The sequence below is a fragment of the Oxynema mangrovii CENA135 genome, assembly GCF_016632315.1.
Lineage (GTDB): Bacteria > Cyanobacteriota > Cyanobacteriia > Cyanobacteriales > Laspinemataceae > Oxynema > Oxynema aestuarii.
In genome coordinates this window covers 564,017-577,757 of record NZ_JAEOXH010000001.1, presented here as the reverse complement: position 1 = coordinate 577,757, position 13,741 = coordinate 564,017, and the positions used below count along the sequence as shown (strand labels likewise).

Annotated in this window: 10 protein-coding genes; all 10 read right to left on the bottom strand. The window is 43.1% G+C overall.

Going from position 1 to position 13,741, the window contains the following annotated elements:
• Positions 1-143: 143 nt before the first annotated feature.
• The gene (locus JJD41_RS02300; RefSeq protein WP_200664534.1) at positions 144-2,723 is read right to left on the bottom strand and encodes a DUF4347 domain-containing protein; all 2,580 of its coding nucleotides are present in this window, start codon (positions 2,721-2,723) and stop codon (positions 144-146) included.
• 661 nt (positions 2,724-3,384) lie between these two features.
• Positions 3,385-4,038, bottom strand: coding sequence for a class I SAM-dependent methyltransferase (locus JJD41_RS02295; protein WP_200664533.1), 654 nt, complete (start codon positions 4,036-4,038; stop codon positions 3,385-3,387).
• 30 nt (positions 4,039-4,068) lie between these two features.
• Entirely contained in the window at positions 4,069-5,271 is a 1,203-nt protein-coding gene (locus tag JJD41_RS02290; RefSeq protein ID WP_200664532.1) for a glycosyltransferase, read from the bottom strand.
• A gap of 5 nt (positions 5,272-5,276) precedes the next feature.
• A complete protein-coding gene (locus tag JJD41_RS02285; protein WP_200664531.1) occupies positions 5,277-6,251 on the bottom strand; it encodes a sulfotransferase family protein in 975 nt (324 codons plus the stop codon).
• The gene (locus JJD41_RS02280; protein ID WP_234488472.1) at positions 6,214-7,509 is read right to left on the bottom strand and encodes a glycosyltransferase family 4 protein; all 1,296 of its coding nucleotides are present in this window, start codon (positions 7,507-7,509) and stop codon (positions 6,214-6,216) included. The genes JJD41_RS02285 and JJD41_RS02280 overlap by 38 nt, the downstream gene beginning before the upstream one ends.
• A complete protein-coding gene (locus JJD41_RS02275; RefSeq protein WP_200664529.1) occupies positions 7,493-8,257 on the bottom strand; it encodes an SGNH/GDSL hydrolase family protein in 765 nt (254 codons plus the stop codon). Before JJD41_RS02275 ends, JJD41_RS02280 begins: the two co-directional genes overlap by 17 nt.
• 9 nt (positions 8,258-8,266) lie before the next feature.
• Positions 8,267-9,784, bottom strand: coding sequence for a hypothetical protein (locus JJD41_RS02270; RefSeq protein ID WP_200664528.1), 1,518 nt, complete (start codon positions 9,782-9,784; stop codon positions 8,267-8,269).
• Between the two features lie 153 nt (positions 9,785-9,937).
• Entirely contained in the window at positions 9,938-10,885 is a 948-nt protein-coding gene (locus JJD41_RS02265) for a sulfotransferase family protein (protein WP_200664527.1), read from the bottom strand.
• Entirely contained in the window at positions 10,878-12,296 is a 1,419-nt protein-coding gene (locus tag JJD41_RS02260; RefSeq protein WP_200664526.1) for a flippase, read from the bottom strand. The genes JJD41_RS02265 and JJD41_RS02260 overlap by 8 nt, the downstream gene beginning before the upstream one ends.
• Complete coding sequence (locus JJD41_RS02255; RefSeq protein ID WP_370583700.1) at positions 12,211-12,876, bottom strand: putative capsular polysaccharide synthesis family protein; 666 nt, start codon at positions 12,874-12,876, stop codon at positions 12,211-12,213. Before JJD41_RS02255 ends, JJD41_RS02260 begins: the two co-directional genes overlap by 86 nt.
• Positions 12,877-13,741 lie beyond the last annotated feature (865 nt).

Below are 13,741 nucleotides of genomic sequence, written 5' to 3'. Positions count from 1 at the left end.
TCTCCGTAATTGACTAGGTGAATGAAGGTTTTTAGGCGAATCGAAATCGAGGATGAATTGTGTAAAACTCTCCTCAATAGATTCTGTTGTTTGAAAAACTGGGTGATGTCGAGACCCGATCGCCGAGTTCGATTGAAACGGGATTACACGTAAGTAAAATAACTCTCGTTCAAGTTCAATTCGGCACTGCTGACGTTGCGGGCGATCGCGATTAATTCGGGAGCGGTTTGCCCTGTGGTGTAATAAATTCCCGTTCCCGTCGTCACGTCCGCCAGTTGGTAACTCGCCGCCGATCCGTGCAGTTGAATTCGGTCTTCGAGTTTGTTGAAATCGGCCAAAATGGCGAGATTGAGCGTTCCCGTAGTCGAGAGGGCGCGATCGTCGTAATAGACGCGCATCCCATCGCCGAGGACGAAGGTATCGCTACCCCCATCGCCGCGCAAGAGGTCTACTTCTGCCGCCCCGGGGGTCGGGTTGTCCGGATCGACGCCACTGAGGGTGTCATTCCCCGTACCGCCGTAAACACTGTCATTCCCGGCGCCGCCGACGAGGCGATCGCTCCCCGGTTGACCGAACAATCTATCCTCTCCCTCGTTCCCTTCGAGCCAGTCATTGCCGCTATCGGCATAAAGTGTATCGTTGCCCGTGCCGCCGTACAGCCTGTCATCGTGCCACCCGGCATAAAGGCTGTCGTGACCGCCGCCCCCGAACAAGGTATCGTTATCGCCATGACCGTAAAGTACGTCATTGCCGTCGCCGCCATCGAGATAGTCGTTGCCTTTGTGAGCGACGATCGTCTGGTCCGCACTGCCCCCGATTAAAGAATCCTCGCCAAACGTCCCGTTGAGGGAATCGCTATTATCCGGCTCTACGGTGGGTACGGGGGCGCTATTGCCGCCAATCACCGCTAAGTAGCCATCTTGACCGCCGCCGGACGTGGTTTGCAAGGCATTGTGAGTGACTTGAGCGTTCGTGGCATTGACCGTCAGTGCGGCGGCGGCAATCCCGTTTCTGACATTAAAGGCTTTCCCCGAACCGCCGGGAAACGGGGTCCAGACCAAACGCTCGCTAAAATCGTTTTTGACGATCAGCACGTGACCGTCTCCGGCATAAGGTCCGATCGCCTGTCCGGCGAGTTGCTGTCCGTCGCGGTTGGCGATCGCGTAGGATGCATCTCCGGCAATGTAGACATTCCCTTGCTCGTCCGCCGCGATCGAGTTGCGCCGCAAACTATTCCCCGAACCGCTACTCAAGCGCGTCAGCAAGGACTGACCTTTCACCAACCCCCCACTGGCCAAATCGTAACGACCGTACCAGGTCATATCCACCGAACCGACATTATTCGGGGTATTGTAACTGTCGGTTTGCACCGTATTCGCCGCCGCCGACGCCGACAAATTCAGGGGGTCGCGGGAGAAAATCGACGATCCGGTACCGCCATTGACCTTATGGGCAATATAAAGCTGACCGTCGCGACCGATCGCCACCCGAATGCCTCGGGTATCGGCCATTTTATTCGCCGACTGGATGGCGGATGCCGAGAAATCGTAGCCCGTCCATTTCACCGCCGACCCGTCATAAGACAACGCCCGATTGAACGCCACTTGCAATTGACTGGTTTTCTGGTGATAGCCCGTGACCACCACCGTCCCGCCATTTTGAGCCGTAATCGCCACGTCGTTGAAATGACGGCTCGAACTGCCCGTATTCCAACTGCCGATCGCCACGCCACTGCTGTTGTAGACCCGGATCTCGTCGGTTCCGCCGCCGACATCGCGCAACGCCGCCACGGTTCCACTGTCGTCGATCGCCACCCGTTCCACGGCGCCGGGATTGGCACTCCAAACGACGGTACGGGCGTCCGGACCGAGCACCGCGACCCCGAAATCTCCGGCGATCGCGATTTCCCCGGTCGTCGAATTGATTTCCAAATCTTTGACACTACTCGGTACCCGGGTGGTCGATAGCACCGCATTCGTGGCGCTATCGTAACGGACGATCGCCCCCGTCCCGCCGCCGAGTAAGTCTGTCGAGGTTCCCCCGGGATCGTGACCGGGCCAGTCGCCCCCGAGGACGACGATGCCCCCAGTCGGCGCAATATCCACCGCATTAGCGAAGTCGTCCCCGCTTCCGCCGATGTAGGTCGCCCCGGAAACATCTAAATTGTTGGTCGGCGCCGTCGGTAGGGCTAGCAACCCGGGATATCGCGCCATCAATTCTGCCGCAAACGGCGATCGCGCTTCAATACTGCCCGTATTGACTTCTAACTCCCAGTCGCCCCCTCGAAATAGACTCCCGGTGACATCGTCCGACGCCGCAATATCCGCCCCCGTCAGCTTCGCCAACTCCTGGAGAAAGGCGCTTCCCGTTTCCCCGGCGGCTAAGTTGCAACCGTAAAAGAGAAGGTCGGCGCGATCGCTCAAAGCGTCAGCCCACTGCTGTAATTGCGCGCCGTAGTTTTCTAAGTTGGCGTGAGTGAGTTCGGAATTGCCCAAACGAACCCGACCGACTTCGCCGTGAGCGACGATATGAAGGGCCGAAACTTCGCTTTCGCGATTTTCCTTCGGAGACGCTACGCGATCGAGAATTTCACTAATTTGTGCGATTCCATCCCGCTCCGAATCGAGGACTATTACTCGGGCTTGCGGGTCAATTCCCGCTACTAAATCTTGATAATTTTCAACAGCCGGATCGATAACAACAAGAGTCCTTTCGCGAGCCATTACTTTCACTTCTCCATCGGCGAAACTTGCCTGTCGAGGCTTGGTAGAAGCACCTCTGGAGACGAATTACTAACTCGGTAGATGGATTTAAAAAGGGCAGCATCACTCAGCAATCAGAACGAGAATTATCGATTCATTAACTCTTTCCGATCGCCTTCATCGGATGTTTCGAGTGATTTCTATACCTTATTCTTTCCTTTCTAATCCGCGATCGTCATCCGTAAACGCACTGAAATTCAATATCCGTGTATTTTCGATGGGAGTTTTTGAGTCATAAAAAAAGCTGGCTAAAAGCCAGCTAAAATCCTGTCTTACTTACTTGTCTGCCGCCAAAAGAGAGGTAAATTCCAATAAATAGACTAACTGAAGAAACTCGATTTTTGCCAAGTATTACTTCAGTCTTGCTAATTACTGAGACTTTATTTAAAGAATCAAGTTCCCGATTTTAAAAAAGTAAGATATTTGAAAACTTCCGTATTTTTACTGATTTCTCAATCTTAAGAATAGGGTAATACCCAGTCACTTATAAGATCTTTAAAAAAGACAGATCGTATCAAGTTATCTTAAAAAAGTATTCCTAAATAGAATAAAACATCCAAGGCGATTTTGGATATTGGCAAAAGTTATTAAGCGAAATTTTAACGATTCGATTGGAGAAAAATTAGCCCCGATCGCCCACCGGACGGCAACCACATAACATCGATTTCCATAAATAAGGCACTCTTCCCGCAAAAGCAAACTCAAGATCGGTATAACCATGCGATCGCAATAACTCGCCAAGGGTTTTAACCGAGAAAAATTTGATATGACCGCCATCGCGATCGACGTGAAAATGAGCGTCCATGCGCCCGGAAAGGGACAACGCCAGGTTTTTCAAATATCCGTGATAGGGTGTCGTTAGAATCAGCTTACCGTTCGGCTTCAGACATCGTTTCGCCGCTTTCACTAATTCTTTTGGGTAGAAAAGATGCTCGATCACTTCAACCGAAATCACGCGATCGAAGGAATTCCCAAGCTCTTCGTAAGGTAAATCGTAAATACTTCCTTGAAAGAAAGAACAATCGGGAAAACTCCGACGGGCGATCTCAACTCCTTGGCTAGATTCTTCAACCCCAACCACGTGATAACCCCGTTCCGCTAACCAATGACTAAAACTGCCATTTCCACAGCCGAGATCGAGAATTCTAAGCGCTTTTCCTTCCTGACTGACGGGATCTCCCAGCAAAGATAAAAACGGTTTCATTAAATAAAAATGGGTTTCCTTGAGGCGATCGTCTTTGTAGGGGAATTCGTAATTTAAAGGTAAAGCAGTCATGAGTGATTGTAGAGTCTATAATTTTCTGGCTTAGAGAATAATTTGTCTTACAGATCTGGAGAATCGATCGCGATCGCCGAGGGTAAGATATAGCGATCGTAGGCGATCGGCGATTCGTTCCCACGTGTATTCTGTAAAGATCAATTGGCGCGCGCGATCGCCCATTTCGCGGGCGAATCGGCGGTCTTTCAACACCGCGATCGTCGCTTCGGCAATTTCCACCGGATCCGGATTGACTTCCCAAACCGCGCGATCGCTCGCCGCTTCAGGAAAATGACACCCTTTTGTAATGACACAGGGCAATCCCGACGCCATCCCTTCCAACACCGACAGACTAAATCCCTCGGAATAGGAGGGAGAAACGTACAGATCTGCCGCCGCCAACGCCGCATACTTCAACTGACCGTGCAGCATTCCTGTAAATGTTACCGCATCTAAACCCCCTACTTGCCTAAAAAAACTCTTGACTTTTGGAAAATAACCGATGCTATCCGGTCCGGCAACAACTACATGTATTTGCGGTAATTCCGCACGGATTCGAGGCAGGGCAGAGGCGAGTAAATCCAATCCTTTTTTCGGATGGAGGCGACCTAAGAAGAGGATTAAGGTTTTATTGCGAGTTTCGGGAAACACCCGGTAAAATCGTTCGGGGTCGGGAAGGCGATCGAAATCCGCGCGATCGATCCCGCTAGGAATCACGATCGCGGGGGTTTTCGGCGCGATCGATCGCGCCCGATCCGCTTCACTCTCGCATAACGCCTGGACCGCCGCCGCCCGATCGATCGCGGGCTGTTCTAACCCTTTAAAAAATAACCACTTTTTCCAATATTTATAAGCCATGGCCCACGGTTCTAGCATCCCGTGTGGAGTCATCACATAAGGGATATTATGCTGCTGGCAAGCCCAATGAGCGGGTAGGGACGGATAGCAAAATAATGCATGAGTATGGACGATATCGTAAGCTCTAACGCGATGCCACAACCATCTAGTCAATTTAAAACTGATATATCGATAATCGCCAAAATTCCAAAAATCGAAATACTGAATCCGATAAAAATCGCGATCGATCCATCGATGTAAGGGAACATTTAAATGACGGTTACCATTCGCAGAAGTCGTAACGATATCGACCTCGATGCCAAGACGACCGAGCGATCGCGCTAACTGAAGGACGACCTGAGACGGTCCGCCATAGATCGCAGCGATCGCCGGAACGACCATTAAAATTTTCATAAAAATTACTCAGTTTTTACCTCGGCTAAATTGGCAAACTGATAACGTTTTTGATAGTCGTCAAACGCCCTTGCCATTGCGGGGGGTAACTTCAAATGTAATTGTTGTGGAGTTTTCGGCGATCGAATCCGAGCCACTGCTTCATCCAACCACGATCGCGGACTGTCTAATTCTAAAAAGGTACATAATTGCTGCAAATGCGATCGTGGGTTGTCTAGAAATTGAGAATAAGTTAATTCATAAAAGCGATCGCCTAACGGTTCGCGCCAGCGATCGATCTCGTGCAAGGTCACCAACCATTCGTAAGCCGCTTTTTCCAAATCGCTATCGAGTGCGATCGCTTCCTCGGGATAGTATCCCGCCTCTATCCCATTGCGTTGCAGGGCTTTCCATTTGGAACTATCGACCCCCCACCACTGATTTAAAGCGGGTTTTCCGGCTATTTTATACTCGTTTTCCGTCGCCAACCGCGCGATCGAATGGCAAACCTGCACCCCGTCGCGGACTAAATGCACGAATTTCGCTCCCGGTGCGATCGCTTCTAAATATCCAATTCGCAAGGCATTGAGCGGCGTTTTTTCGACAAATAAGCGCGATCGATCGCCTTTCGATTGGCTTCGGAAGAGGCGATCGAAACGCTCTCGACTCCCTTCACCAACATGGCGATCGTCCATTAACAAGCGTCCGTCAATCCGTTCAAATAAATTATGGACGTCCATTTGGCGATCGATCGCCGTCCACAAATAATAGGGTTCGTAAAGGTATTTTACTTGAGGATGAGAGCCTAAAAAATCCCCTAAAATCGTCGTCCCCGACCGTCCGCAACTGACAATAAATGCGAACGGAAGGGGATTTAAAAAGTGGCAGCGATCGCGATTGGTGCGTATTTTCCATTCGGCGAGCGATCGCAAGCTAAAGTATTTGAGCGCTCGTGCTGATGGTTTAATTGCTTCGAGAAGGGGTAATGCAAGATTCATCATTGACGTTATTGTTCTCCAAATTCGCGCTGGAGTAGCGGGCGATCGTTTCCCGGTACAGTTCTAAAATTTGCGCTCCAGCGACTTCTCTAGAAAAGTTTTTGCGAATAAAATTGGATGCAGCTCGACCCATTTGTTCGCGGAGCGCGCGATCGCTCAAAAGGCGATCGATAGAGCGATAAAATTCCTCTGGCGAATGACAAATAAAGCCTTGTTTCCCTGGTTGGATCGGCAATCCTGCAAAGGCTTCCGGCGAACCAACCACAGGTAAACCTACTGCCATTGCTTGTTGTACTTTCGTTTTCAGTCCCGATCCATTTGTTTGCGGGTAAATGTAAATCCAGTCTTGGCTTAAGAAACTCATATAATCTTCTACACGATTGCTGAGTGTAATATCGGATCGATTCCCTAAAAGTTTTTGCCATTTGGCCGCTTGAATATTTCTCCCAAGCAAGAATAATTGGATTTGGGGGCGATCGTGCTTAATCCGTCGATAACAATCGTTTAAAAATTGACCGACTGCCTCCCCAACCACTTGTTTTCCTCCAGTAAAGGTACATAAAAGTTTAGGAGTATTGGATCGGGCGATCGGGCGATCGAGGAATTCGCTTGCAATCGCAATTTTAATCGTTTTAATGGTAGAATTAGGCAAGATATTACTCAAATATTGAGTATCGATCGGCGAGACGTTACAAACTAAGTCAAAGTTAGAATAAATACGACGTTCGTAATTTTTTAAAAACAGTTCATTAATGTAATATTTTGCTGCTAATTGCCAATTAGACGTCTGCGATCGAATTTTGTGCGCTGCCATCGAATACGCATCAGAAGCAATTAAAACAGTGGGAATAGCCGGACAATATTGACGATATTGAGCCATATAAAATAAATCAAAATGGATGGCATCGTACCGCTCTGTCGTGAGGCGATCGCGCAACCAAAGCGCTAGTTTTGTACTTTTATAGCGGGCGATCGCCGGATGATATCCATAGCAACAGGCTTGAATTTGATAGAATAATTTAATTAAAGCTTTTGGCTTTTCAAAAAAAAATATCTGATTAATCTTGGGAAATTCTTTTAAGATCCGCTTGGCGACAGTTTCCCGCTCTGTTTCATGGTCTATTAAGATTGCTAAATCGCACTCGGCGCGATCGCTGACATATTTAAGTAGATTAAAAGTTAAGTTATGGTTTCCTAAACTGGGAGGAACGAAAACATATGGGATTAAGAATAAAAGTTTCACGCTAGAATGGTAACTCAATTACAAATCTCAATGTTTCAACGATCGATTCTGAATAGGCGATCGGGTTTAAATGATGGTCTAAAATATCCGAATTGACAAAGCGAGGATCGACAATCTGAGTTTCTGGATTGAGTTGTTCGGAAGTAATATCGATAAAAGAAAATCCACGCTTTTCGCATTCTTGCTTGAGGCGATCGTTATATTCTAAAGTCAGTGCTGTTCTTTCTAACTGCGATGCTTGCACTCCTCGGCGAGCATTCGCAACCTCCCCCCATTCAACACCATCTGAAATTGTCGGTAAAGGAACACTTAAAATGTAAATATTGTGAAGGTTGCGAGTCCGAACCCATTCTAAAAAGTTACTGTAATTTAAAATTGATGTTTCCAGCGCGTCTCTAATCGGTATCTTGTATTTTTGAGCGCAATACCAAATCAAAAACCCACAATCGACTTCTCCTAATTGAAAAAATAAGTATTGCCAGGGTTTTGCGCTTTCAATTCGTCTTTTAAAGGTTTGTAAAGCGTCAGTCCGTGAGTTGGGATTGATCGAACCTCGTGCTGTTGCACCGGGAACGGCGATCGTTTCAAAGTACATCCCCGGAATCGAGCGATCGCGATCGATCTTAGAGAAAATTTTGATATGACTATCTCCAAGACAAATGGCATAAATATGACGGCGATCGTATAGAGACAAGCAATTTAAAGCCGTTATTTTTGATTTTTTAAAAAATAGTTTTATTGTATTTTTAAAAAAATCGAATTTCATGAATTTTATTTATCTTGATGGCAATATAGAAATATTTAATAAGAATCTAATAAAAACTTCTCCTAATAAAGTAGTTAAGCCAATACCCAACAAACAAATAGGGACTAAATGATAAGATCCCGAACTAGTAAAAAAAGCTGACAATAAAAGAATTTCTGCTAAAGCGACAGGTTTAGTATATAAATTCATTTTAAAAACTTGATAGTAAAGCAAAAACCAAAAAATGGTATGCAAAAAAACACCGACAGCAACTAGCCATACACTACCCGACAATAAATACAAGCATCCAGTCAGTCCGGGAGATGCACTAAATCCATAATCATTAATCCCCAATATTTCATGCTTATAAACCAAGTTAACATTGAAGCTAAACTCAGTTAATCTATGATAAATCGTTCCCAAGTTAAATTTTGGTTGGTAAGCTTGAATATAAAATAAGGTTGTCAATCCATTAATTCGAGTTAAAGGAAAGTAAAGGTAACTATCCCATACTTCGCTATTGTAAATAACTTGATTGAAAGCTTCAGGAATAAGAGAGATTTGTCCCACTTGACCGACTTCTCTAAGAAACCGCAACCGCGTTGCAATACCAAAAATCAGAGGGAAGAGAGGAGTAAGCGCAATTAAAAAATTTCGCCTTCCTACAGTTAAGCAACCAGAAAAACTCCAAATAATTGAAAGTAAAACGATCGCTCCTGGAATAAATGCACGACTCGTTGTAATAATCGTAAAAACAGAACAATAAGCAATATATGCAATTAATCCTAGGTGGAAACAAAAACGATTTCTAACATAATTAGCAATAAAAATTAAGTTTAAAAATAATGCAGGGACTACCAGCTTCGTACTTATATTAATAATCCCTGCCAATTTAAAGGGAAGAGATGCTGCACCAAAGCCAGAAACCGGATCGACTCGCGCACCAATTTTGAGATCGAATTGTAGGAAAATTAGCGAACCACTAATAATAATCAAAGCTAATAAATAAATTAAAAGCCATTTTTTCTCGAAGTATTGATAGGACTCGATGGATTTGCGATCGATATTAAAATAATACATTTCCCGGAAATATCGGGTTTTAGTTAACCAAAAAACTGCACAAGCAAAACCGATTAAACTAAATGTCGAAATTTGATAAAGTTCGATAGAATGTTCTAGATTTAAGAGCCAATCAAATAACGCAGAAGGGAAAATATTGATTGTTTTACTGCCTTGAGAATGCCAATAGAGCATCCCATATAGTTGAAGGTGATGACCGATGGATAAAAGTAAATAAATCACCCAAAAATTAGCTTCTAATTGAAATCGTCCACGTAATTTCCATAAAATCAACATAGAAACCAAAAAAGAAATAATAGTTAAATCGGTAAATTCACTTTCTAATCTATTCGCTCCTTTAAAATAATCGAGGGAACCCAACCAACCTAACGGAAAAATACTGAGAATCAACCATCTCCATCGAAAAATAGAGAATGATTCTGAAAAAATAAAAAGTTTTTTAATTGTTTTTTCGAGTGAATAAGTCACAATATTTTTCTATTTCACAATCGATCTTTTACAGCTATTTCTAGATATAATGTCGATCTCAAGATTCCCATTTTTAAGAAGAATTTAGGGGGATGCTCCATGCTCCATTGAATGGAAATAAGGGATATTTGTTACTGCCATTCACTTAACAAGTCATAAGTTCAACCAATGCTTAATATTTTCATATCCATATCTATTTTTATAAATTCGAGATAAAAATAAAAACTGCCATCTTTTAACTTTCACCCAATCATACCAGTAACCCCATTGATTTTCTCTAGATTTAAAATTCAATAAAATATCAATAAATTCTGATTGCTGTTGAGTTAAATACTTTTTCCATTTTTCAGGTTCATCCGGAATAATTCCTATTTTTTCATCAATTTCAATTACTTTTTTGCTATAGGAAGAATCACACATTCCCGGTTTTAGCATTTGTGGCTCAAAATTTTCTCTCAAATGTTTGCAAAGATTTCTTAGAACTCTTTCGGGAAAGCGAGTTAACTCTTCATATTGCACCGTATAAAGGCAATGAGAATATTTTCGTGCAAAGATCCTAGAGAGTTCGTAGATACCACAGGCTAAGAAAAAATTATCCGGTAAATGAGAGCAATAAAGGTATGAGGCGATCGCATTTTTAGGGTCTCGCTGCATATTAATAATGATTGCATTTGGAAATAATTCTAAAATAAAATCGATATAAAAAATATGACTCGGTGTTTTTTCCCCCCAACGCAGTTTCCCTCGTTTTCCTGCAATCTTTCCAAACAATATTGTTGCTACATCTCGATAAGAATAATTTCCTTCCGACAACTGTTCGATCCATTCATATTTAAATTCAAAATATTCTTTTAAATGATGGTCGGATTGTTCTGAAAAACGATAATTTAAAAACCTTTCTACAATGTCAACAGCATATCGAGGAATATTCTGCTCTAAGATTAAATTTCTGTTCCCGTAAATTCTTGCAAAAAAATATGTTTCCGGTGGAATATAAATTCGCGAATGCCGATTCAAACAGTATCGCATTAAAGTCGTTCCAGATCGTGGAGCTCCAACAATAAAAATTGGTCGATCTGACTCTAAAATATCCTTATTCATCGCCTTCTAAACTAGATTTAGATTGAATCAATCGTCGAACTGAAAACAAGAGCGAGCAACGAGAGAGAACCAAAGAACTACAATTGGCGATCGCCGCACCTTCTAAACCATATCGAGGAATAAGGAATAAATTCATCAATAGATTACATAAACTACTCAAACCATAAACGATCGCAATTATTTTTTCATTTTCGATGGCGATCGATACTTGGCTCATCCATCCTAGAGAAGCATTCATCAATTGACCTACCGTTAAAATCAATAATGCTGTATAGCTCATTTTGAAATCGGCACCAAATAGCAACAAAAAATAACGACCACAAAGGAATAATAAAATAGCAATAGGTAAAGATGATAAAAATAATAATATCGACGTTTTTGCGATCGCCGATTCTAGTTTTTGATAATTTTGTTTTGCAGATAGACTAGAAAAGATCGGCATCAGTAAAGGTCGAGCGATCGCGAGGGGTAAAGCAACTAATTCCGCACTCCGACTCGCTACGGCATAAAAAGCTACCGATTGCATTCCTAAAAATGCACCCAACATTAAAGTATCGATCCGCAAATGAACAAAATTAATAAGAGTGGCGATCGTCAAAGGAAAGCCACCAGATATCCATTCACGCCATCCGTATTTTACTTCTTTGATTTCTGACGATTTTGGAAGAACACGAATCAGCAAAAAAAAGCCAAAGAAAAAAGCGCATACCGTAGAAACGACATGCAAAATTATCGCATTTTTAGCACTGAACTGTGCAGAAAATAACGAGCCTAAAATTGTAATAAAAACAGTGAAGAGTAACGGACGAATTAAAAGCTCGGGAAGTTGTCCGGTAACAACTTTATTTAATCCTTGCATTGCCGATTGTCTGAGGCTTGTTAATGCCGTAAATGGAATAGAAATAGCGGCAATTGATAAGATAGAATAGATCGATTCATTCGCAAGCATCCCAAAATACAAAGCTGCGATCGCCACCATACTACTTAAAGCCACAGAAACCAGCAAAACCACACGATTTAACCGAAATAAAAATCCTCGAATTAAATCCCACTGCGATCGCATTCGATAAATGGCAATTTCGCGCACAATAATGAGTGGCAATCCTAGAACTGAGATAATATTGAGTAATCCTAACCAGGCGATCGTGTAAGCATAATTGCCATAATCGCTGCTTTTTAAATATCGTGCTAGTAAAATATTGCTTAGAAAAGATAAAAGTAAATAAATAATTTTAAGACCCAAAGTTCCAGCTAAGCTTTGGATCTGGAAACGATTAGAGATCGATTGGTGATTTAGACCGAACACCCTTATTTTCCTAGCTTTCCTAGCGACGAATCCAGCGATCGCGTACCCTCGCAATTTCTGTTGGCGAGTAAAAATGTTGAAAATACCGAGATCCGCACATTTCATCGATATAGCTTTCTGGAAGTTTTACAAATTGCTTGAAACTGTTGTAAGTTCTTCCATAGGTTTTTCGAGATCCAATATTGTAATTAGTAATCTTAAACTCTCTATCTAAATTCAGAAAAGATGCAAGATAACGAGATTTTACTCTATTATTTAATTCTGATTTTAAAATCAGCAAATCAAAATTATCTTTCTGGAATCGAGCTACCCCACGATGGCGTGGAAAAGGAACTTGGTAAACATCAATATTGAGATAATTTAAAATCTGGTAATCGAACCAATTCAAAACATTGTGATGAAAATTTGCCCTCAAAAAAAGATCGGTCAGCTCGGGTACACTGAACCGATCTTCAACAAAAGGCTTTCCAGTATGCTGTCGGTAATTCTGAAAAAATGAGGAAATATTTTTAGCGATCGGTTCTCGCACTAGGGTGATAATTTTAATCGGTCGATCTTGTTGCACAAGTTTTTCCTGCAAAATCCGCGATCGATAGGTTCCATCGTCGATAAAGTGAACTGCAAAGACTGTACCCAATTGAGGAATAGCTTTCGTTAGCGATCGCGCGATCGAGGTCGTTCCCACCTTCCCCATCGTCCAAATTAAAATCGGCGTGCTAAAGCGCACAGCTAACTTCACCCGACGTTCAAAGACAAAGCGATCGATCGATTCCTGAAGCTGTTCGGAACCCATATAAACGAGCATAAAAAACCTGAGTTGTTCGACAAAAAGACGAGCGATCGACCTTCTAGAAGAGGCGATCGCTCAAAACCTAATCAATCTTTCTATTCAATTATGCACAATCCGGATTTAGTCATAATTTTAACAGTATTAGCAATTATTTATTTTCTGGGGATCGCCCACTTTTGAAGCCAATTGAAGTTAGCTCTCATTCCCTAAAAATTCTGAATTTTTCGGCATTTAAACAGATAAAGTAGCTAAAAAGGTGGGTAGTATCCACAGCACGGTAGTCAAGATATACACTGACTCGTCTAGAATTCCTATCATCTTAAAAATGCGATGGGGGCGATCGAACGGGTAGCTATCCACTGGAAAGCTGTATTTTCATGGCTTTTGAGAAAATTGGGTGTTGGGAATCCTGCGCCTTCCATCCGTCTGCCAAGAGTCGCGATTTCTTGGTAGCGAGGAGAATGGTAAGCTGCAAAAGTGTTGAATCTCAAGATCTTTTCTGCTTATGCATACGCATACTACACCTCTGAAAGCTATTTTTCAAGCAAAAATGGTTGCCTCAAATTAATGCATATAGTTACTTTATATACATAAAATTTTGCAAAAAATATAATTTATTTAAAAAATAGCATTTCCATTTGAGATTGCGGCTAGAGTCAAACGCTCAAGTAACAATTTGTCAATAAATTAACGAGTGGCTTTGTCAATGGGCTGTTGAGTTGGATTCTCAACAAACGGTCGTCCATAATTTTGGCAATGA